Origin of the sequence: Enterococcus sp. AZ101 (genome assembly GCF_050499005.1) — a bacterium.
GTDB lineage: Bacteria > Bacillota > Bacilli > Lactobacillales > Enterococcaceae > Enterococcus_L > Enterococcus_L ureilyticus.
In genome coordinates this window covers 137,314-159,632 of sequence record NZ_JBMHEZ010000001.1, presented here as the reverse complement: position 1 = coordinate 159,632, position 22,319 = coordinate 137,314, and the positions used below count along the sequence as shown (strand labels likewise).

The 22,319-nt window shown below is 37.3% G+C and carries 25 protein-coding genes; 1 reads left to right on the top strand and 24 read right to left on the bottom strand.

Annotation, left to right across the window (positions count from 1 at the left end; all coding sequences use genetic code 11):
* Positions 1-46: 46 nt before the first annotated feature.
* The 22 genes from IGJ50_RS00775 to IGJ50_RS00670 all read right to left on the bottom strand — a co-directional run bounded on the left by IGJ50_RS00775 (position 47) and on the right by IGJ50_RS00670 (position 19,641).
* Complete coding sequence (locus IGJ50_RS00775) at positions 47-1,720, bottom strand: peptide ABC transporter substrate-binding protein (protein ID WP_429948382.1); 1,674 nt, start codon at positions 1,718-1,720, stop codon at positions 47-49.
* A 186-nt stretch (positions 1,721-1,906) separates the two neighbouring features.
* Complete coding sequence (gene msrB / locus IGJ50_RS00770; protein WP_429948380.1) at positions 1,907-2,344, bottom strand: peptide-methionine (R)-S-oxide reductase MsrB; 438 nt, start codon at positions 2,342-2,344, stop codon at positions 1,907-1,909.
* A 97-nt stretch (positions 2,345-2,441) separates the two neighbouring features.
* Complete coding sequence (locus IGJ50_RS00765) at positions 2,442-2,936, bottom strand: acyl-CoA thioesterase (RefSeq protein WP_069640347.1); 495 nt, start codon at positions 2,934-2,936, stop codon at positions 2,442-2,444.
* A gap of 31 nt (positions 2,937-2,967) precedes the next feature.
* Entirely contained in the window at positions 2,968-3,522 is a 555-nt protein-coding gene (locus tag IGJ50_RS00760) for a Maf family protein (RefSeq protein ID WP_069640348.1), read from the bottom strand.
* A 27-nt stretch (positions 3,523-3,549) separates the two neighbouring features.
* The gene (gene mutL, locus IGJ50_RS00755) at positions 3,550-5,625 is read right to left on the bottom strand and encodes a DNA mismatch repair endonuclease MutL (RefSeq protein ID WP_429948377.1); all 2,076 of its coding nucleotides are present in this window, start codon (positions 5,623-5,625) and stop codon (positions 3,550-3,552) included.
* A 31-nt stretch (positions 5,626-5,656) separates the two neighbouring features.
* Entirely contained in the window at positions 5,657-8,224 is a 2,568-nt protein-coding gene (gene mutS / locus IGJ50_RS00750; protein WP_429948375.1) for a DNA mismatch repair protein MutS, read from the bottom strand.
* A gap of 2 nt (positions 8,225-8,226) precedes the next feature.
* Positions 8,227-8,595, bottom strand: coding sequence for a RicAFT regulatory complex protein RicA family protein (locus IGJ50_RS00745; RefSeq protein WP_429948373.1), 369 nt, complete (start codon positions 8,593-8,595; stop codon positions 8,227-8,229).
* Positions 8,596-8,706: 111 nt separating this feature from the next.
* The gene (locus IGJ50_RS00740; protein WP_429948371.1) at positions 8,707-9,039 is read right to left on the bottom strand and encodes a hypothetical protein; all 333 of its coding nucleotides are present in this window, start codon (positions 9,037-9,039) and stop codon (positions 8,707-8,709) included.
* A gap of 104 nt (positions 9,040-9,143) precedes the next feature.
* Positions 9,144-9,269: a pre-toxin TG domain-containing protein gene (locus tag IGJ50_RS00735; RefSeq protein ID WP_239574241.1), complete on the bottom strand. Its 126-nt coding sequence runs from the start codon at positions 9,267-9,269 to the stop codon at positions 9,144-9,146.
* 161 nt (positions 9,270-9,430) lie between these two features.
* On the bottom strand, positions 9,431-9,808 hold the full coding sequence (locus IGJ50_RS00730) for a hypothetical protein (protein WP_092649356.1): 378 nt from the start codon (positions 9,806-9,808) through the stop codon (positions 9,431-9,433).
* Positions 9,809-9,816: 8 nt separating this feature from the next.
* Positions 9,817-9,969, bottom strand: coding sequence for a deaminase domain-containing protein (locus IGJ50_RS00725; protein ID WP_429948369.1), 153 nt, complete (start codon positions 9,967-9,969; stop codon positions 9,817-9,819).
* Positions 9,957-10,301 carry a pre-toxin TG domain-containing protein gene (locus tag IGJ50_RS00720; protein ID WP_429948367.1) on the bottom strand — a complete coding sequence of 115 codons (345 nt, stop codon included), beginning with the start codon at positions 10,299-10,301 and terminating at the stop codon, positions 9,957-9,959. The genes IGJ50_RS00725 and IGJ50_RS00720 overlap by 13 nt, the downstream gene beginning before the upstream one ends.
* A gap of 292 nt (positions 10,302-10,593) precedes the next feature.
* Entirely contained in the window at positions 10,594-11,121 is a 528-nt protein-coding gene (locus tag IGJ50_RS00715) for a DUF2247 family protein (RefSeq protein ID WP_069640355.1), read from the bottom strand.
* A complete protein-coding gene (locus IGJ50_RS00710; RefSeq protein WP_429948365.1) occupies positions 11,121-11,891 on the bottom strand; it encodes a pre-toxin TG domain-containing protein in 771 nt (256 codons plus the stop codon). The genes IGJ50_RS00715 and IGJ50_RS00710 overlap by 1 nt, the downstream gene beginning before the upstream one ends.
* A 284-nt stretch (positions 11,892-12,175) precedes the next feature.
* Positions 12,176-12,688: a hypothetical protein gene (locus IGJ50_RS00705; protein WP_429948363.1), complete on the bottom strand. Its 513-nt coding sequence runs from the start codon at positions 12,686-12,688 to the stop codon at positions 12,176-12,178.
* Positions 12,689-12,709: 21 nt separating this feature from the next.
* Entirely contained in the window at positions 12,710-13,411 is a 702-nt protein-coding gene (locus IGJ50_RS00700) for a pre-toxin TG domain-containing protein (protein WP_429948362.1), read from the bottom strand.
* A gap of 351 nt (positions 13,412-13,762) precedes the next feature.
* Positions 13,763-14,248 (bottom strand): DUF2247 family protein, encoded by a 486-nt coding sequence (locus IGJ50_RS00695; protein WP_206838295.1) that lies wholly within the window; start codon positions 14,246-14,248, stop codon positions 13,763-13,765.
* 613 nt (positions 14,249-14,861) lie between these two features.
* Complete coding sequence (locus tag IGJ50_RS00690) at positions 14,862-15,134, bottom strand: hypothetical protein (RefSeq protein ID WP_429948360.1); 273 nt, start codon at positions 15,132-15,134, stop codon at positions 14,862-14,864.
* A gap of 18 nt (positions 15,135-15,152) precedes the next feature.
* Positions 15,153-16,517, bottom strand: coding sequence for a pre-toxin TG domain-containing protein (locus IGJ50_RS00685; RefSeq protein WP_429948358.1), 1,365 nt, complete (start codon positions 16,515-16,517; stop codon positions 15,153-15,155).
* Positions 16,504-16,872, bottom strand: coding sequence for a hypothetical protein (locus IGJ50_RS00680; RefSeq protein ID WP_429948356.1), 369 nt, complete (start codon positions 16,870-16,872; stop codon positions 16,504-16,506). Before IGJ50_RS00680 ends, IGJ50_RS00685 begins: the two co-directional genes overlap by 14 nt.
* On the bottom strand, positions 16,865-17,137 hold the full coding sequence (locus IGJ50_RS00675) for a hypothetical protein (RefSeq protein WP_429948354.1): 273 nt from the start codon (positions 17,135-17,137) through the stop codon (positions 16,865-16,867). The genes IGJ50_RS00680 and IGJ50_RS00675 overlap by 8 nt, the downstream gene beginning before the upstream one ends.
* 1,706 nt (positions 17,138-18,843) lie before the next feature.
* The gene (locus IGJ50_RS00670) at positions 18,844-19,641 is read right to left on the bottom strand and encodes a TIGR00282 family metallophosphoesterase (protein ID WP_069640365.1); all 798 of its coding nucleotides are present in this window, start codon (positions 19,639-19,641) and stop codon (positions 18,844-18,846) included.
* Between the two features lie 610 nt (positions 19,642-20,251).
* Here IGJ50_RS00670 and IGJ50_RS00665 point away from each other — a divergent pair.
* Entirely contained in the window at positions 20,252-20,461 is a 210-nt protein-coding gene (locus IGJ50_RS00665; protein ID WP_207120448.1) for a helix-turn-helix transcriptional regulator, read from the top strand.
* Between the two features lie 113 nt (positions 20,462-20,574).
* On the opposite strand, the gene IGJ50_RS00660 is transcribed toward IGJ50_RS00665, so the two are convergent.
* Together IGJ50_RS00660 and IGJ50_RS00655 are read right to left on the bottom strand one after the other, a co-directional pair.
* The gene (locus tag IGJ50_RS00660) at positions 20,575-22,005 is read right to left on the bottom strand and encodes a glycoside hydrolase family 1 protein (RefSeq protein ID WP_429948351.1); all 1,431 of its coding nucleotides are present in this window, start codon (positions 22,003-22,005) and stop codon (positions 20,575-20,577) included.
* A complete protein-coding gene (locus tag IGJ50_RS00655; protein ID WP_069640368.1) occupies positions 21,995-22,318 on the bottom strand; it encodes a PTS lactose/cellobiose transporter subunit IIA in 324 nt (107 codons plus the stop codon). The genes IGJ50_RS00660 and IGJ50_RS00655 overlap by 11 nt, the downstream gene beginning before the upstream one ends.
* Between the last annotated feature and the right edge of the window lies 1 nt (position 22,319).

The window sequence follows — 22,319 nt, the reverse complement described above, 5'->3', positions numbered from 1 at the left end:
ATAGACTGTCACTCTGTGAGTGACAGTCTATCCTCAGTTTCTTCATCTATTCAGTAATATACGTCCATTTATAATCATATCTTGCGCCAGCTCCATGAGCGACAACACCTTGTACTTTTTTACTACGCATATGCGCTTCTGCTTTTTGATAAACTGGTGCAACACCCATCTCATCTATCAATAGTTTTTCAGCGTCAAGCATGTCTGTCCAACGTTTTTCTGGATCTGAGGCATTTGTCGTTCTAGAATCTTCTACTAGTTGATCATATTTTTCATTTGAGTAGCGTCCTCTGTTATAAGAACCACCTGTTACAAATAAATCTGTGAAACTACTCGGATCTGCGTAATCAGCACCCCAACCACCCATGATCACTTCAAAATCGCCATTTTTACCACGATCTAAGCGAACTGTAAACGGTACGTTAGTTACTGTTACATCCACGCCATCTAAGGTTTCTTTCACTGCGCCTTGGATATACTCCAATACTTTCTTAGTAGAATCTGTATCGTCTCCAACGATATCAAACTTGAATGAATCAATTCCCAATTCTTTTTTCGCTTTTTCCCAGTATTCTTTGGCTTTTTCAGTATCGTGAGTCAAAATATTTTTATTTTCATCAGCAAAGTCTTTGTTGCCTTCTGGTGAAAATGACATTCCCGCTGGAACTAACCCTTTAGAAGCAACTGATCCATCTCCTAAAATACGATCAACCAATGCATCTCGATCGATTGAATAAGAGATTGCTTTTCTTAGATTAGCATTGTGATAAGGTGATTTCTCGTCTCTTTGATTAAATTCAAGATAAGAAGTCCGAGCATCTTTTTCAATGACAAGTTCTGGATCATCTGCCATTTGTTGGGCTAATTCTCCGCTTAAGATCACATCATCCGCTTGTCCATCTTGGAAAAGATTCAATGAAGTTGGTGCTTCTTTTACTACTTTTACTTCAATTTTATCTAATTGAACAGCCTCTTTATCCCAATATTGATCATTTTTTGTGTAAGACCAATCAGTATCTGTTCCTGGTCCATCAAAATCTGTTAATGTAAATGGTCCATTATAGACAGCTGCCTCACTTGTTGTTGCGTAGTCCTTGCCATTTTTTTCAACGATTTTTTGATTTTGAGGGAAAAATGAGGGGAATGCCAACAAGTAATCGAAATAGGGTGTTTGCTGTTCCAATGTTACTTCCAACTCATAATCCCCAGTTGCTTTTATTCCTAATTCATCAAGGCCTTTTTTACCAGCCGATACATCCGCTCCATTTTTCACTAGTTCAAACATATAAGCATATTCTGCTGCTGTTTTAGGATCAGCTGTCCGTTGCCAACCATAGACATAATCAGCTGCTACAACTGGATCACCATTTGACCATTTTGCATCTTCTCTCAATTTGAAGGTATATGTCAAACCATCGTCGCTTTTCTGTGCCATTTCTGTTGCTCCAGCTGGTTGTGGTCTGCTCTTGTCATCTAAACGGTATAACCCTTCGTACACATTATTCAATGCTGAAAAGCTGATCGTATTTGTTGCTACTGAAAGATCTGCACTTGGCATTTCTTGTTGAACGACCAATCTAAAAAGCTGTTCCCCACTCGCTTTTTTACTATCGTTGCTACTGTCTGTTGAATCGGTCTTACCACCGCTGCCACAAGCTGCTAATACTAAAGTAGATAGCATCATAACACTAATTAATTTCTTTATATTCGTTTTTTTCATCTTTTTCTCCCCAATAAACAATTGTTTTCTTTCCTAATTTTAATTTTCGGAATATTTTTATAATACTCGATATAGCTGAAAATAGCAATCATTATTATATAATAAAGAAATAACATTTGTTTTTACTGCGAAATAGTAAAAAAAGCCTATCTAAGCAGTTTTCACCTGCCTAGATAAGCTTTCACTTTATTCAAATAAGGATCTATATTCGCCATATCCTTCTTTCTCTAATTCTTGAACAGGAATAAAGCGTAAGGCTGCCGCATTGATGCAATACCTCAACCCACCTTGCTCTTGAGGTCCGTCTGTGAAAACATGTCCTAAATGAGAATCTGCTTCTTTACTACGAACTTCAACACGCCGCATGCCTAACGAGACATCTTCGTTTTCTTTGATTCCTTGCTTTTCAATTGGTTTAGTAAACGCTGGCCAGCCACACCCTGCGTCGTATTTGTCTGTTGAACTAAAAAGGGGTTCACCACTAACTACATCAACATAAATACCTTCTTGGTAAAAGTCGTCATACTTCCCTGTGAATGGTCGTTCAGTCGCATTTTCTTGCGTCACAGCGTATTCAATAGCAGATAGCTTTTTTTTCAATTCTTCTTTTGATGGTTTTTCCATGACAAATCACACCCTTACTTTTTTATTAGTCTTATCATAGCATCATTGAGAAAAAAACACTCATTTCCTGTTTAGAAAATCAGTGTTTCATTCTTTCTTAGTTCCAAGGAATATCTAAATCGACATTACTGGCAAGAGCAAGACTCTCTTGTCGTTTTGCTTGCCTAACTTGCTTCCTTGCTTCGTAGCCCTGACAGATAAAGTGTTCTTCCTTCGTTTCAGGCTCGATTTTCTCCGGTAAACTAGCTCCTTTAGGTACAACAAATGTCATAAAACAAGTACCTGCCAAATAACGGTCACCCGTCAATAAATCTTCTCCAATTATTTTAGCAAATATCTCAATTGACCGTGTACCGACCCCTGATACATACGCTTCGATACATGCAGAGTGACTAGCTTTCAATGGCGCCAAAAAATCTAAATGATCTACTGATGCGGTCACGATTGCCGCTCTTGAAACTCTAACGGCTGAAATACCCGCTGTCTCATCTAACCAGGCCATTAATTGTCCCCCAAATAGGGTCTTATGGAAGTTTAAATAGGGATACGTGATGATATGTGTTTGGATCGCTCTTGTTTGTGAACATTTCATTGCTTGGTTGCCTTCTTTCATTTGTTTGTAACTAATCAAATGCTGCCAACATACGATTTAAAGTCGCAATTGGCAAACCCACGATCGAATAAAAATCGCCTTGGATACTTTTCACCAATAACGCACCTTGCTCTTGAATTCCGTAAGCACCCGCTTTGTCTTGGTATTCTTTTGTATCTAAATAGTGATTGATTTCTTCATCCGTCAGCTCATAAAATTCTACTGTAGCTGGAACCGTTGCTGAGGATTCTTGATCATCTTTCATCAAGACAACGCTAGTGTAGACCTTGTGCGTTCTACCACTCAACTGTCTAAGCATCCGAAAAGCATCTTCTCTAGAAGTCGGTTTTCCTAATATATCATTATCGATCGTTACGATTGTATCAGACCCAATCACTAAATCATTAGGGTATTGCTTTGCCACATGCATCGCTTTTTGGGCTGCCATCGTCAATACATAGTCCATTGGTGTGAAGTAGTCTTTGACCTCTTCATTGATGTCAGCTGGCACCACTTTAAAATCAGAAATAACTCGACTCAGCAGCTCACGTCTGCGAGGAGATTGAGAGGCAAGGATCACTGTCATTAGGATAAAACCTTCTTCCTTTTATTTTTAATGTGGATCTTGGATTCGTTTAAACATTTTTTCCATATCTGAATTCGTAAAATGAATCAAGACCGGACGACCATGAGGACAATTAAAGGGATTCTCACATGTTTGCAGATCCTTCAACAACACTCTCGCCTGTTGTTCATTTAAGTAGTGATTCGCTTTGATCGAGCGTTTACAGCTCATCATGATTGCAGTTGCTTCACGGAATTTTTTTACACTGACTGATCCTGTGGTCAAAAACATATCGATCATTTCTCGAATGATCGTTTCTTCTTCGCCTGCAGGATACCAAGTCGGATGGGAACGAACAATAAAGCTGTTTTGCCCAAAATCTTCTAAATGAATTCCTACTTCTTCTAGTGTTTCTTTTTGTTCTTTGATCTTTAGGGCGTCGCTATTTGGATAATCGATCACGATTGGCACCAGTAGTTCTTGCAGATCATTGGTTACTTCACCGATTTTTTCTCTAAAATATTCATATTTGATCCGCTCTTGCGCCGCATGTTGGTCGATGATATATAACCCATCTTTGCTTTGTGCAAATAGATAAGTACCATGCATTTGACCAAAATAGTCTAATTCTGGAAAACGCTCTTTAGGACGTTCATCAGACAACTTATTCAAGGCTTTGTTTAGTTCATTTTGCGCACCGGTTGCTGAAAAATCAAATTCAGGATGCAGAGTTAATTCTTCTTCATAAACTTGTGCATCAATAGCTGTCGCTTCTGCTTGTTTTTGGGCTTCTACTGTCACTTCTGGTTCTTGTTCTGTTGATTGGGTATCATCAGCGTCTTGCTTTTCAGCATAAGGTGAGCTGAAGGCATACGCCATCAACGCTTCTTTGTCTACTGGCTGTTCTGTCTGTGGTTCTGCTTTTTCAGCTTGTGTATCTTGGGTTGAAAATGCTGCTGGTGTTTCTTTGACGAAAAAATTTCCGCTCATCGCATCATAGCCTAAGCTCCCTGGTTTTCTGATAGGTTGGGCTGAGGCTTCTTGTTCCGTTAAAGGAATTTCCATTTGCTCGACTTTTGCTTGCAGTTCCACTTTCTTTTTAAAGCCAAGATTATCTGCCGCATTGGGAATCAATTGTTCATGGCTCAAAACCTCGCGAATTGCTTCACTGATCAAAGCCATTAATTCCTTTTCTTTGCTCAAACGAACTTCTTGTTTGGTGGGATGAACGTTTACATCCACTAACAAAGGGTCCATTTCAATTTCTAATACTGCTAGTGGAAAACGGCCAACCATTAACTTCGAGCCGTAGCCTTCCACGATCGCTTTGTTCAATGCAAAATTTTTGATATAACGACCATTGATGATCGTCGATAAATAATTTCGACTAGCGCGCGTGACTTCTGGCAACGAAACATACCCTGTCAGTTTAAAATCTAAATCTTCTGCTGTGATTTTCAGCATCTTCTTGGCTGTGCCGATTCCATAGATCCCCGCAATCGTTTGTTTCAACTCTCCATTACCGGCTGTGTTCATCATTTTATTGCCGTCGTGAACTAAGCGAAATGCAATAGTCGGATGACTTAATGCCAAGCGATTGACAATATCTCCAACATTGGCTAATTCTGTCTGGATCGTTTTGACGTATTTTAAGCGGGCAGGCGTGTTAAAAAATAAATTAGCGACTGTGATTTTAGTCCCTTTTCTTAAGGCAGAAGGACGATGTTCTTCGACTTTTCCGCCCTTCATTTGGACAAAACTACCTTCTTCTTCATCCGAAACGGCTGTTTCAAGCGTCACTTCTGATACAGAAGCAATACTGGGTAAGGCTTCTCCGCGGAACCCTAAACTACGAATGCGAAACAAATCATCTCTTGTGTGGATCTTACTGGTTGCATGTCGTTTAAACGCATTTAAGATATCTTCTTTCGCAATTCCTTCCCCATTATCGATGACTTGTATTGTCTTTAGCCCTGCTTCTTCAATAAAGATATCGATTTGGGTACTGCCGGCGTCGATCGCATTTTCTACAAGTTCTTTGACCACTGATGCAGGACGTTCTACTACTTCACCAGCAGCGATCTGATTGGCAAGCTGTTCAGATAGTTCTTGAATTTTCCCCATATTCGATCGTCTCCTTGCTCAGTTTTTAAATTTAAATTCTTTTTTGTAATTCATGCAGCTTATTTAAAGCATCCATTGGTGTCATTTCTAATAGGTTGATTTTTTTCAAGGTATCGATCACGCCTAATTCATCGGTGGATACTTCCTTGAATAATGAAAGTTGTTCGGTATCTTCATTGATTTCGTTTGAGTACTCAACCGTTTTGAGTGGCTGTTCTTCTGCTTCTAACGCTGATAAGATTGTTGCTGCGCGTTCTAATAATGCACTTGGTAAGCCAGCAATCTTGGCAACATGGATACCATAACTTTTATCCGCTGGTCCGTCCATCATTTTATGCAAGAAGACAACTTCCCCATTTTTTTCTACGGCACCGACATGAATATTTTTCAAGCCGGGCAAATTTTCATCTAACACCGTTAATTCATGATAATGCGTGGAGAACAGCGTTTTTGCTTTGACCTCTCGGTGGATATACTCAATGATTGCTTGCGCTAATGCCATACCATCATAAGTTGCGGTGCCTCGGCCTAATTCATCGAATAGAATCAGACTGTTTGGTGTGGCATGCCTTAACGCTTGGTTGGCTTCCATCATTTCCACCATAAAGGTACTTTGACCTGCAATTAAATCATCAGATGCACCGATTCGTGTAAATATTTGATCAAAAATTGGTAGCTCAGCTGACTCAGCGGGAACAAAGCAGCCGATTTGAGCCATGACCACTGTTAACGCCAATTGACGCATATACGTACTTTTCCCCGACATATTCGGTCCTGTGATCAATAGAATGATGTTCTCTTTGCTCATTCGGACACTATTTGGTATATATTCTTGATGTCCTAAAACTTTTTCCACTACTGGGTGACGTCCTTCAATGATTTGCAATTCCTTGCTATTGCTCTTCAGAATTGGTCGAACATATTGATATCTTTCGCTGACTGTCGCAAAAGCTTGTAAAACATCCACGGCACTGATTGTTTTCGCTAGTTTTTGCAAACGTTCGATATTCGCTTTGACTTGTTCACGCACTTCTAAAAATAATTGATACTCAAGATCAACTGATTTTTCTTCCGCTTCTAAAATCAAGGTTTCCATTTCTTTTAACTCTGGGGTTATGAAGCGTTCAGCGTTTGCCAAGGTTTGTTTTCGTTCATATTTGCCTTCTGCTAAATTGGCTAGATTCGATTTCGTCACTTCGATGTAATAACCAAATACTCGATTAAAACCAACTTTTAAGGTTTTGATTCCTGTTTCTTGGCGTTCTTTGGCTTCTAGTTCAGCTAACCATTGTTTGCCATGACGCATAGCATCACGATATTCGTCTAATTTTTCATTGTAGTTGTCTTTAATGATGTTTCCTTCTGTAATTGCAAGCGGTGCTTCTTCATTGATTGCTCGATTGACCAGCTCTACAATATCTTCCGCTGGATTCAAGTCAATTAATAGATCATTCCATTCGCCTTGATTGATCCCAACGATCAGCTCACGAACTAGTGGAACTTGTTCTAAGGATGTTTTCAATTGAATCAAATCTCGACCATTCACATTTCCAAAAGCAACGCGACCGGCTAAACGTTCTAAATCGTAGACTTTCGTTAAGGTCGACTGCAGATCAACTCGCTCAAAATAGGCATTTAGTAAGGATTGAACCATTTCTTGGCGCGTTTGGATCTGTTTTTCTTGGATCAAAGGACGATCTAGCCATTGCTTCAATAGACGGCCGCCCATTGCTGTTTTTGTTTCATCTAACAACCATAGCAAGGTGCCTTTTTTTAAGCCTGTTCGGATCGATTGTGTCAGCTCCAAGTTAAATTTTGAGTAGTGATCCATTTTTAAGAAATGATCTGGCTGATATTCGACTGCTTTTTGGATATGAGATAACCCTCGTTTTTGGGTCACCGTTAAATAGGTTAGGAGCTTTCCAGTTACTTCGACTTCTAATGGCTGAGTCAATTCACTTGTTAAGAAACTGAACTCTGCATTTTCTTCGGCATGATCTTGTTCAGAAAAAATAATATTCAAACGATCTTTTAGTGTTTGCTGCAATGTTTCAGATATAGCACTGCCTAAGACGATTTCTTTCGTTTGCAGTGCGGAAGCTTCGTTGATTACGCCATCTTCATCCGTTAGCACAGCTGTTTTTAACTCACCTGTGCTTAAATCCACGTAAGCTAATCCAAATGTTCCATTTTCTTCTACAATAGCAGTCAGATAGTTATTATCTTTGGCATCTAACCCTTTGCTGGTCATCACTGTTCCAGGCGTGATCAACTGGACGACTTCTCGTTTGACCATTCCCTTCGTCGTTTTAGGATCTTCCACTTGTTCACAAATTGCTACTTTGTAGCCTTTTTCGATCAATGTATCAATATAGCCTTGTGCCGCATGGTGAGGAATCCCACACATTGGGATTGGGTCATCTGCGTTACGATTACGACTAGTCAATGTTAGCTCCAACAATTGCGAGGCATTGACAGCATCTTCATAAAACATTTCATAGAAGTCCCCTAATCGATAAAATAGAAAGGCATCCTGATATTGGTCCTTGATCGCTAAGTATTGTTCCATCATGGGTGTATTTTTCGTTTTTTGAGGCATCGTTACCCTTCCTTCTCTAATTCTTCGTTGATTCTATATTGGATCATGTCTGTGACGTGTTGTAAGAGGTCATTGGCTTCCATTAGTTGCTCGCGATAGGCAACAACTAATGGATGCTCATCAAATTCTCTGGTCAATTCATCTGCGCGTTTGATTGCGGCCTTTTCTGCTTCGGGTTTATCATAGTGGGCAAATTGGACAGCATCTTTTTGAGCAGCTTTGATTTGCTCTACTAAGTCCGCGAGCTTCTCGTTATGTTGAACTTTTTCTTCTAATTCTTTGTAACGCTGAATCAATTCATCTTCACCGATCAAGGCTAATAATGTCGTTAATTCTTCGTTGATTTTTTTATCTGTAATGGATGGCTTCATGATTTCACACCTTTATTCTGGGTAAGATTTTGTTGTAAAACAGGTCTACTTATTTTAACATAATTCAAGCAGAATCAACAGTTTGCGTAAAAAGTAAAGCAGCTAGCTTTGTTATAGAGAACTAAGATACCATCCCACAAGACAGAAGATCAACGAGATCACTACCAGAATAAAATGAAGCAGCTCACGCTTCGTTCCTCCATCTATTTTTGAAGTGGGTGGTCGGTAAGTAGGATTGATGCTTTTCGCTTTGTAGTCTACACTACTATGAAAGAAATTGTCAGCCGGTACGAGAAATAACAACACGATTGCATAAATTGTAGCTGTGGGTATGTAAATTGATAGCTTGAGCCATAGACTAAGTATTGTTCCTAAAATCAGTGGTACGATAACATACAATAAGCTGATGATTATTTCTTTGAACTTTTTTTGATTTTGCGCCATCATTCTTTTCTCCTTTTTCCATTTCCTTTTAGAGTTCATTGTATAACATACGCAAAAAATTAGGAATAGCAAGAGAAAAACTAAAAAAAGTGTGGAACAAAACACTAAATCTGTTTTGCTCCACACTTTTTTCCAATGACGGGATCTGTTCCAGTGAATAAGCGATAGAGACTATACATTCCAGTCATTTCTCCAGCCATGTTGGTTAATGCAATCCCTAATTTCTTCATTCACTCTTTCGATTGGGCATGTACTTTTGTTAGAGCCTTTTCAACATAACATGCCCACCGTGTGTTTTAACATTTGAATTTGTTCTTTCAAACCTTTTCTACTTCACCCTCAGAGTCTAGCAAAATAGCAGATTAAAAATCCAATTTTTTCATTTGGAGTATTACCCTAGCAGCATGTTCACTCTTAATCTGTATTCTTCATCTTTATCAATCTCAAAAGTTTGATTACTTAATAATTGATTCAAAGCATTAATATCCCAATTATAGGCTGATTGTTCCTCTTCGTTTAAGCCTTCGAGTTTAGATAGATTTTCTTTTCTCTCTAATAAATAATCTGGTATGAAATTTTCTTTTAAACTTAAAATTGAAAGATTTATCATAACTGATACGTAAACTTTATGACTTTTTTTCATCATTAATACAGAGTCTTCAAAAGTTGCGGCTATTGCTTGACTCGGACTAAACCCTTCATCTTCAATAAAATCTTCATAATCTTCTAAAGTTAATTCTTTTGCTTCTAAATAACTGATTTCGCTCATTTTTCCACCTACTTTGTAAATATATTAAGTTCTATATTTGGAAACTTTTTCCTAAATTCTAATATGACATTTGTACAGCTTTGACAAGCTGGTAATTCTGTAAACAAATCTATCTTACCAGAAATATTTGGGTCTTTAATTTTAGATGCTATATCTTCCAAAATTTTAACCTCAGTATCATTAGATCCGCTTCCGTTAAGGCGGCTCCTGCCAAGGCCCGGTCTCCTGCTCGTAATGTTTTGACTGCTTCTACCATTTTTGCTTGTGGAAGTAATAATAATGCGACCCACAGTCCTGCTTCTAGTCGGCTTACTTTGCTTCCTGTGATGGGATCTGTTCCAGTGAATAGGCGATAGAGACTATACATTCCGGTCATTTCTCCAGCCATGTCGGTTAATGCAATCCCTAATTTCTTCATGCCTTCTTTCGATTGGGCATATATCAGGTTCGCTGAGGCTTGTTCACTATACTTTCCGTTTAGATAGACCTTCAAGCCATAGCCATATTTGTCGGTTTTTACTATTTCTATTCGTTGGGACGGGCTCGAGTTATTGTATTTTATTAAATTATATTTTAACAGATTATCAGACCCACTGGATTTCTCGGGACTGTGACTTACGCCCTAAAACTAAAAAAAGAAGCGACAAAGTTCATTCGCTTCTTTAAATATAGTTAGCTTTTGTTAGCTATTGGCAACTTGATTGGTGAGTTTAAAGCTTACTATTCAAGCTTTTACTCTTCAACTCCAATCAGATAGTAAAGTGCCTTTTTTATTTTGATAACTATTAATTTAACTTCTCTTTTTCATCTTCCAACCATTTTTTATGGTCAGAAATAACTTTAGATAAGTGTTCCTCAGTATAAAATTCTTGTGGGGTTAATTCATTTTCCACACCTTGATATTGATAAGGCATATCGAAAGGGGATTTCAGATCAAGCCAGAATTCACTAATTTCTAACAAAGCATTTACATAGTCTTTATCTAAGATTTTCTTCAATAGATTATTGACTAAAATCCACCGCCATCTATAATAGGACACCAAATCTTTTTCATTAGAATCTTCAATTAAATCAAGAAGCTTATATATTTCGTTCTCGTCATATGGTGAAAATAGACTTCCAAGCTCCCACACATACGAATTTTCCTCATTTTCATTTTTAGATAGATAATCTAAGGTGTATTTCATTACAAATTCATCATCAAGTATACCCTGTAAATAAAATTCGTTTTCTGAATAACCAAATCTACCTATTTTAAGCTCATTCCAAGAAAAAGGAATATTATTTTTTTTAAATTCATCGATATAATTCATTATTTTATAGGCACTCCATTCAATTCTGGATTTCTGACAAACATTCTGTGCGTAACTTTTCCGTCTTGAATTATCCACTCAAAACGTCCCATAACACCATTTTGGCTTCCTTGAATTTGATATAATTTAGCATTACCTAAATCCGTGACTTCTGCTAAACCAGCATAATTATCAATAATATCAGAGAAACCATGTGCTTTTGGAACATTAGGAAATTCATCTATAATAATTTGAGTTTGTTTTGTAGGTGGTTTTCCTGTTAACGGGTCAATATCATAAACAGAACCTTTCCCTTTAACTGGTTTAATATCATCAACCTTCAGTCCGCTTCCAGATCTAGGAGCTTCTAAAACAGGATTGGTTATTTCCTCTACTACTTTTTGATTAGCCCCACTAACTTTCTCAATCTTATTAATCTTAGCAACATCATCAAAATAACCAGCTTTGTTTAGTATCATTAGATCCGCTTCCGTTAAGGCAGCTCCTGCCAAGGCCCGATCTCCTGCTCGTAATGTTTTGACTGCTTCTACCATTTTTGCTTGTGGAAGTAATAATAATGCGACCCACAGTCCTGCTTCCAATCGGCTTACTTTGCTTCCTGTGACGGGATCTGTCCCAGTGAATAAGCGATAGAGACTATACATTCCGGTCATTTCTCCAGCCATGTTGGTTAATGCAATCCCTAATTTCTTCATGCCTTCTTTCGATTGGGCATACATCAGGTTCGCTGAGGCTTGTTCACTATACTTACCGTTTAGATAGACTTTCAAGCCATAGCCATATTTGTCGGTTTTTACTATTTCTATTCGTTGGGACGGGCTCGAGTTATTGTATTCTATTAAATTAGATTTTAACAGATTATCAGACCCACTGGATTTCTCGGGATTGTGACTTACGCCCTAAAACTGAAAAAAGAAGCGACAAAGTTCATTCGCTTCTTTAAATACAGCTAGCTTTTGTTAGCTATTGGCAACTTGATTAGTGAGTTCGAGCTTACTATTCAAGGCTTAACTATCTGACTCCAATCAGATAGTTAAGTGTCTTTTTTATTATTTTATATATTTTCAATTTCCTCTTTATTAACAGGAAATACTTTTCCAACAGGTCCAGTATACTCGTTTCCATCAATATCCTCTGTCCATCCACATCCTGCACACTCTAAAAGTATCTTATCAGAATTATCTTCATAAACTATTTTAATATATCTCAACTCATCATTTGGAGTTATTGGACAGTCTTTTCCTGAATACACAGTAACCATATCCCATAAAGTATCTCTAATAGCCATAGCTAACGTATCAATATTTTCATAATTTCTTACCAGTCGTTTCTTTTCCATATTTAAACAAATATCAGGCTTGTCAACTATATACTTCTTTTCTTCAATACTAAGAAGTTCATTTAATCCCCATTCGTCTCTAACTTCATCTGTAAATTCTAAAGGATACTTTTTAACAATTTGTACTAACGCTTTATAATAATTAGAAAAATCTTTCAATTTTTCGGAATCATTAAAAATTTCGTAATAATCTTTTAATAGTTTTTCATTAATCAATTCTTCGCTCATTTTTACCTCCATATAATACCTTTAAGGTTTTGGAACTGGATAAGTAGTAATTAGATTTCCTGCCCTATCCGTAATAACTTCAATCCAGCTAGTAGGATTACCACCGTGTTTTAATGCTGTATTTCCAATTATTTCACCGGTGTCTACAATTCTTTTGTATTGTCCTCCAGACATATCTATAACTGTTGACTTCACAACATTTGGAGATTGCAATACCTGTTTCAATTTATCTGCTGTTATAGAAAAAATAGAACGACTATTCGCAATAGGTCGGTTAAAATGTCCATCTAGCACATGTTCGAATCCCGCTGATACTGGTTTTCCTGTCGAGGGTCTAGTTGGAGTAAATCTCGTTCTTCCATTTGCTATATTAACTCTTGATTGAACGACCCCCAAATCTGGATTTGGAACACCAGCCCCACTAACTTTCTCAATCTTATTAATCTTAGCAACATCATCAAAATAGCCGGCTTTGCTTAGTATCATTAGATCCGCTTCCGTTAAGGCGGCTCCTGCCAAGGCCCGATCTCCTGCTCGTAATGTTTTGACTGCTTCTACCATTTTTGCTTGTGGAAGTAATAATAATGCGACCCACAGTCCTGCTTCTAGTCGGCTTACTTTGCTTCCTGTGACGGGATCTGTTCCAGTGAATAAGCGATAGAGACTATACATTCCGGTCATTTCTCCAGCCATGTTGGTTAATGCAATCCCTAATTTCTTCATGCCTTCTTTCGATTGGGCATATATCAGGTTCGCTGAGGCTTGTTCACTATACTTTCCGTTTAGATAGACCTTCAAGCCATAGCCGTGTTTGTCTGTTTTTACTATTTCAATTCGTTGGGACGGGCTCGAGTTATTGTATTTTATTAAATTATATTTTAACAGATTATCAGACCTACTGGATTTCTCGGGATTGTGACTTACGCCCTAAAACTAGAAAAAGAAGCGACAAAGTTCATTCGCTTCTTTAAATATAGCTAGCTTTTGTTAGCTATTGGCAACTTGATTAGTGAGCTCGGACTTACTATTCAAGGCTCTATCACTTGATTACCAGTCTCGTGATAAAGTGCCTTTTTATTTTTCTTTAATTTTATCATTTTCTGAATCTAAAAAGTCATGAAATCTTTCTATCAATCCTTTTTTTGTAGTAGGAATTTCTTGAGGCATATAATTTATGAATCCAGCCATTTCCTCTGGATAACCATTATTACTATAGAACTCTGCTATTCTGTTTAGCAAATCATCTTCATCACTAATACTATCATTTAATTTAGATAAATAAATAAATCTAAGTTTTTCTTCTTCTAATTTATAATCATTACTGTCTTCTTCTAAATTAGGAAAGTATTTACTTTTTAATTCAAATAATACTTGTTGTAAGTCATTTGGTTCTACTCCCCATGCTAATCCATTAATAAAATCATCATCATTTCCAAGCTCCATTAATTCTATTGCATAGTCAGAAATCACTTTGGGCTCAAAAAATTTTTGAATAACTCCAACATAGATAGTTTTCCAATTATAATTCACTTTTTTTTCTTTAAAACTCGTTAAATCCATTATTTTCTCCTTCTATTTTTTAGGTACTTGATTTGGTTTTCCAGTTAACACTCCACCATCTATAAATCTTCGATGGCTTATATTACCATTAGGCTCAACAATCCATTCAAAAACACCTGTTTTCCCATTGTTACTTCCTTCAATTTGGAAAAATCTCCTATTAACTCCATCTCCCCCAACTAAAGGAAACTCATTTGCAACAGTTGGATAATTATCAACAATATCAGGAAATCCATGTTCTTTTGGAACATGCGGAAATTCTTTTTCTATTACTGGTCTTCCCTTCTGGTCTTTCCCCCAAATTGGGTTTACATCATCAACTGTTGCTCCACTTCCTACTCGTTGACCATCTAATACAGGGCTCTCGAGTTCAGAACTAACTTTCTGATTAGCCCCACTGGCTTTCTCAGGGCGGAGAACTAATATTATATAGTATAAAAAAAGAAACGATAGAATTGAATCGCTTCTTTTTTCGACATTGAATTTCTATACAATAAATACATTCAGCTTTTGTTAGCTATTGGCAACTTGATTAGTGAGTTTAGACCTTACTATTCAAGGCTTTATCACTTGATCACCAGTCCTGTGATAAAGTGCCTTTTTTTAATATGATTTACGTTAATTCTTTTAAAGCATGAGATACTTCATCTCTAATTTTCTTTTCGCTATAGTACACATTAGGCAATTTCAAATCTTCTGCATTATCAGAAAATCTAGCTGACATATCAGACACATTTCCTAAAACTATATATTCTTTTTTTGACAATTCATCATAATCTATTTCTAAATCAAAAATTTTCATAAACTGATTTGTAAAATTGTTAATTTCTATTTCTCCATCATTTAGACCATTTAATAAATAATATAGTTGCTCTTTTTTTGTCATTATAGTTTTCCTCCAGTATTATTGTTTTGGGACTGCCGGCAATGGACCCAATGGTCTTCTGTCATATTTAAAGTGATAAATAGTGTTTGTTGCCTTATCATAAAGCACTTCAAAATTATATTTCTTGCCATTAATATAAATTTCACTATAATACATTGTTGCGCTAGACCCTCTGGGGTCAGGCATTGGAGTACCACCTTTGATCGCTTCTTTCAACGTTTGAGCCGGAACTGCTCTATCAGGATTAGCCATATGCTCATTTACTTTGTTTGTATAATTAAATATATCTTCTCCAGAAGATTTAGCTCCACTGGCTTTCTCAATCTTATTAATCTTAGCAACATCATCAAAATAGCCGGCTTTACTTAGTATCATTAGATCCGCTTCCGTTAAGTCGGCTCCTGCCAAGGCCCGATCTCCTGCTCGTAATGTTTTGACTGCTTCTACCATTTTTGCTTGTGGAAGTAATAATAATGCGACCCACAGTCCTGCTTCTAGTCGGCTTACTTTGCTTCCTGTGACGGGATCTGTTCCAGTGAATAGGCGATAGAGACTATACATTCCAGTCATTTCTCCAGCCATGTTGGTTAATGCAATCCCTAATTTCTTCATGCCTTCTTTCGATTGGGCATATATCAGGTTCGCTGAGGCTTGTTCACTATACTTACCGTTTAGATAGACCTTCAAGCCATAGCCATATTTGTCGGTTTTTACTATTTCTATTCGTTGCGATGGACTATCCTCATTGTACTTCGTTAACCTGGCATACCAATTCTTAGTTGTAAGATCGGAATACGTATATGTTCCTGTTTTTGCGTTAAACGATTTACTTTTTCCTAAATCATTCAATGCGGCTGCCACGTCTCCTCCGGTTGAGACGATCGCTGTAAAATCTCCTGCATGAGCATTTTCAAATGTTTCATATTTTTCAAGCAGTTCAATTTCTTTTTTTGTACTGTTTAGTTGGAAATCTTTTGCCATCACGCCATAGCCACCGAGAATTTCAAGTGCTATATTTCCTGCAATCTTTTCTAACAAATCCTGCTTCTCTTGCTGAATATGATTCAGCTTGTCTTGTAGCTGTCTTAGCTCTTCCGTGTTTAAGGTTTTTCCTGTTTCGCCTACCTCTCCTTCAAAATCCGCTAAGAAGGCCGTATAGGTTTCGCCAAAGTCACAATGATAATTATACAATGCCTTGGTTACAATTGCATATGGGGCGAGTGCTTGTTTGGCTGAATCCCAACCTGGTCCCGTTAAGGCACCTGTTGCACTAAATTCTGATACTGTTGCTTCCACCATCGAAAAATTAGCTAAACACGCGACGCGATCCGATTGAGAACTTGTAAAGACACCTTGGACTTCTGAATAGTTAAATTTCGTCATCGGTCGCCTCCTCCTGCTTCTTCGCATCGTAATAAGCTTCCGTCAGCTGATCTTCTCGAGCATAAAATTCTTTTTCCTTCTGCTCAAAGTGCTCATCGATAGAATCAAACGTTCGTGCAAAGGAGCGTTGTTCTTCTTCAAAATAAGTCAGTTGTTGTGTCGCATGATTCATCGCGACAGTTCCTTGACTTAAATACGCTACTTCTTCCAGTATTGCTTGTTCTTCTCGTTGTAGGTACGCCCAATGTTCTTGGTATTCTTCCCACAATTTTTTCTTTTTTTGACTAGAACGTTTCTCGTCTTCTAGCTCCGATACTTGTTTTGAGACATCCGCCATCGTTCTTTTTTTATCCATGCGTCACCACATCTACTAAAGCCTGATTGGCTTGTTCATATGTTGCACTGATCGATAGAATATTATCGGCATCCGTTTTTAAGCTCTGTTCAAATGTGCTCATGATTGATTTTGTCTGTGTAAGAATGGTTGTAATATCTTTTGATGCAGCCCCATCTGAGATAGACAAAGACTCGCTACTTCCTGCATAGGGTGTAGCAAATGGCATGACGAAACCACTGGCAATGTTACTAGCTTGTTGCGGATCATTTTTAGTTTCTGACAAGCGTTCAACTCCTCTCATAATACAGTATAAATACGTTCATTTTATAGCGCACCACAAGAAGATATCTATTTTCATCCAAGAGTAAAAAGAAGTAGATACAAAGAAAGAACAACAGTTGTCATTGCTCGTATATTCTGGATGGTAGGAATATTCAATCTGTAGATAGAGTGGATAAGCTAACCTTTTTGCTGGAGAGGATGGAGGTATAATTGTGAAAGAATTCGTCCATAAAATTAGAAGAGATTCGATGAAAATAGTCAAATGGATAAAAACAAGCAGCTACTTATCATGTGATAGCAAAAAATGGTTGGTTGTGACAATACGATAAGCAACTGCTTGAAATACGCAAGTTCTGGTCGCTTGCGCATTTTTTACTCAATACTTGATTTTCCGCCAAATCAAGTATTAAGGGTACGGCTATCTTAAGAGTAGAACGGGACATTTTATCATTCAATCGGGTTGGAAATTATTTACTGGTTCTGTTTGTTCTGTCCTATTGTGTACGCATTGACTCAGCTGCCTTTTTTGATTGAATGACAAATGTCTGGTAGCGATCACTCAGAAGATACCCGATCGTAAGCACCAGTTGGTAGAATGCAAATACGAAAGGAGTCGTATTTGAAAGGAGAGAAAGGTGCTTACGATATATAAAAAGAGCGAAAAAAGACGGCATTAGCTACCAACTAATACCGCGCAAAAGTGCAACAAATAACCATCAACTGCCTCAACCTACACAAGAATTGTAAAAAACACTAGTATTTCTTACAAAAATTGAGTAAAATAAAAGAGTTGATATGAAAATATTGACTTCGGCAACTTATATTATTAGTTTTGGCTGATAATATGAGGCTCTGTATTTGGGTTACCGCCCTTGTACAGAGTGCCTTTTTATTTTGTTTTTCGCTCTAATTACCTGATGTTAAACACAAAAAAATGATATTAGTCAGCTACTAATACCATGAAGCGTTCGTTAAATAACCATCCACTAACAGTATTAAGTAAGTAAAAAAGATTGGAAATCTCTTCTTACTTTTAGTACAATAAGGTTAGTCAATGAAATCTATTGACGAGGCAACTTGTATTATTAGTTTTGGCTGATAATACAGGGCTCTGTTTTGAAGATTACCGTCTTCTGACAGGGCGCCTTTTTTATTTTATGTTGTAAATTTATTCTAACCTAAAGATATTGGAAGAGTCAATAGTATCGTGGGAAAGAATTTGAATTGTCGAATGAGTCCTGAAAAACGGACAAATTTGATAAAAGTATGGGATTTTTTGAATTTTACTTGCGTTGGTGAGCAACGCTAAAATGAAGGATTCTCTCTTTTTATCCCATTACTATCCACGTGATTTCAAGCCGTTTGCTTTTACTTATTTTTCTAAATTGTCTTGTTTGGCTTTTATACGATGATCCAATTCTTTCACCCGAACTTTCCTACGTTTATTGATTGGTATCTTCTCCTTCCAACTACAAACGAGTAAAAAAAGGCGCTTCATCCACTGGTAAAATCCAGTAAATGAAGCCCCGAATAGGCAGAACAACCAATTTATCCAAATTGCCTGATTACTAGCACCGCAGCACTAGCTTCTTTGTGGTTCTTGATTTTATATGAAATTTCTGTCATTTTTTTAGAAGCTTACGGTGGTTTGTTCATCCTTCCAACGATAGAGCCGCTACTCCTTATCGTTCATTAAATATCTCCGGTTTATTCTTCAAACGGACGATCATCACTGATTTGGATCGGTTCGATCTTTTTGGCTTGACCTGTTTGATCATCGATATCGATCACACAAGCAGACAACAAGCTCCGACCTTCCTCAACGACTTCAAAACGTTTCGGCAACGCTGTTCTGAATTTCTCAATGATCGGTCCACGCTTCATGCCTAAAATACCGTCATACGGTCCAGTCATCCCAACATCACTTAAAAAAGCTGTCCCTGCTGGTAAAATCCGTGCATCATTGGTTTGCACATGCGTATGGGTCCCCACAACAGCACTGACCTTCCCATCTAAAAACCATCCCATCGCTTGCTTTTCACTAGTGGTTTCTCCATGAAAATCAACAAAAATCAATGGCGTCCTTTTGCGAGCTTCTGTAATCAATTCTTCTGCTTTGCGAAATGGATCATCAATATCTGCCATGAAAACACGTGCTTGCATATTTATGACTGCTAACTCTAATTGATTGACTTTGACAAATACCATCCCTTGGCCAGGTGTTCCTTCTGGAAAATTCGCTGGACGGATCATTTTTTTGGCATCCTCGATAAAGTCAAAGATATCTTTATTATCCCAAGTATGATTACCTAAAGTAACCACGTCTACACCATCTTGTAGAAATTTCTTATAGATCTTACCTGTGATCCCTCGACCTGCGGCTGCATTCTCACCATTCAAAATCGTTACCTGCGGACGATATTTTTTCTTTAATTTTGGTAAATACGTGCTGATCGTGTCACGTCCTAGTGAACCGACGACATCTCCTATAAATAATATACGCAAAAAACTTCCTCTTCTCTTTTAATTTCTATCGTTATTATAGAGGTTTTTGGCAAGGAAAGGAAGAGGCGGGCATTGATCCTAACGTGGAAAAGTTAAAAACAGTAAGAGCAAGTACTAATATTTTTTGCAAATATAACTAAAACAGTATTTTTATTTAGCCGATTTTAACAGCTCCGGCGCTAGCTTTACACTTCATTTCATTTTTTTACTAAAATAGTACAAGAAATATCCTTCATTTTTAACAAATAGTCGAATAATATGTTTGTAAACATTGAAATATCTGATATTATATATTAAGTAGCATTTATTGTCCCCAACAAGTCTTTTCTATTAGACAATCTGTTAGAAGAAAACAGTTTTTGCAACCTTAGTATGAGCATATGTGACTTGAATGAAACGACTCCTAGCAATCATGAAATTTGGGGAAGTTATTCATGCTAGAAGTCGATTAGGAAAGAAAGCAATTTCTTTCGGTGCAGCTTAATGCTACGTACTAAATATAACACAAAAAGAGCGTTTTAGTATATATTTTATAATTAAATTTTACTGTTTTTATTTTACGCTCACTATTTATTACCAAAAATAACGATAAAAAAGAGAGGAGCATTCTATGAAAAAAACAATCAAAAACAAAAATAATTTACAAGAAACTAGAACCAGTCAAGAGCTAACTCAAGAGGAGCTTGCGAATAAAGTAAATGTTTCGATCCAAACGATTCAAAGTATAGAAAAGGGAAAATACAAACCTTCTGATTCTCTAGCGCTTAATATTGCTACTTCGTTGGGGAAGAAAGTGACAGATATTTTTAGTGAGAATTAACCGGGAGATTCTCAGCTATAGAGTGACCTTGTCTATTAAAGAATACCCGCTAACTCAAAAAAACAGATCAGATTCTCCCCCAAATAGAATCTGATCTGTTTTTTTATTTATAGTTACAACACTTTTCCATTACTCCTAATAACTCCTTGATACCAATAAAAACTGTCTTTTCGATGTCTAGTCAATTCTCTAAGCGCAGTATCCGTCCGATCCACATAAACAAATCCATACCGTTTTCTAAAACCACTTGTGGTACTAACCAAGTCAATAAATGACCACGGACAGAAACCAAAAATCTCTATCCCATCTTGAACAATTGCGAAACAAACTTGTTCTACATGCTTTTTCAAATAATCACTGCGATAAGTATCATGGATTTTTTTCTCTTCAGTCAGTGTATCAATTGCGCCCAACCCATTTTCTGTAATCAGCAGTGGTAGTTGATACCGTTGATAAATACGATTCAAGGTAACGCGCAAGCCGATCGGATCAATTTCCCAATCCCAATCATTCCGCTCTAAATACGGATTACTACATCCTTTATAAACTCCCTCAACCACTTCTTTTTCAGTTGTTCCCGCCTGACCGTCTTTATTGATTACAAGCTCTTTTGTACGGTCTTGTTCCGTTACATGCTCAACCGTTTTACTATCATAATAATTGATCCCTAGAAAATCACATTTTCCTTCTTTGATCAGTGTTAGATCTCCTGCTTCAATAGTTGGCAAACAATCATTTCCCCGCATATATGCTTGCATAGTAGGTAAATAGCGGCCGTTGCAATACAACTCTAAAAAGAAGGTATTTCGTAATTCTTCGGCTTTTTCAGCAGCTAGTATATCTTTTGGATCACAGGTCTTAGGATAGATCGGTGAGATTCCCAGCGCCGGACCAATTTTGGCATTTGGTAAAAGCTCATGACATAGTTTAACCGCACTCGCATGCGCCAACGTCATGATGTGATTCATTTCATACTTTTGTTTCAGCTTGGATTGATCACTATTTTCAGTAAATGAAATCAAGTAAGGGAGTAAAAACATATTACTTTGCTCATTGATCGTCAACCAATAGTTGACCCGATCACCAAATAATTCAAATAATACACGACAATACTCAATAAAATCTGGAATAATTTTTCTTGAACTAAATCCACCATACTCCTTTTGTAAAACAACTGGTAAATCAAAGTGGTAAATTGTTACAATCGGTTCAATTTGATTGTTAACTAATTCATCGATCAATTCATTATAAAAATCGACCCCCGCTTGATTCACCTGTCCTCTCCCATTCGGTAAAATCCTAGTCCAAGCAATACTAAAGCGATAGGCTTTCAATCCCAGTTCTTTCATCAAACTGACATCTTCCTTAAAGCGATGATAGTGATCACTGGCAATACTCGTATCTGCATATTCAGGAGCGATACTTTCATCGACGACAGATAGGCTTTTCCCCTCTTCTAAATAAGCTCCTTCTACTTGATAAGCAGCCGTGGATGCTCCCCATAAAAATTTTTCTGGAAATGAAGGCATCTTCTTAACCTCCAATTTTACTGATTTTATAGTATAGTTTAAACAATTGTTTTGCGATGTTATATTCACTTAAAATGGTCATCAAGGTATCTTGTGCATGGGTAAAGAGTAAATTGATGTCGACAGGATTTTCCATACTGTATTGTACGACTTTCGTTTGAGCATTATGGGCTAGATTTAATTCTTTTTTTGCGTCTTTCAGCTGCGCTTCCCCTTCCACAAAGAAATCTTCATCCATTTTTTCTAATGCTTCTTTGATCAAATTACGCCCATTTCCGGCATGTAAGATCATTTGCATCGCTACTTCATTTATTTCATCTTGTGTCATC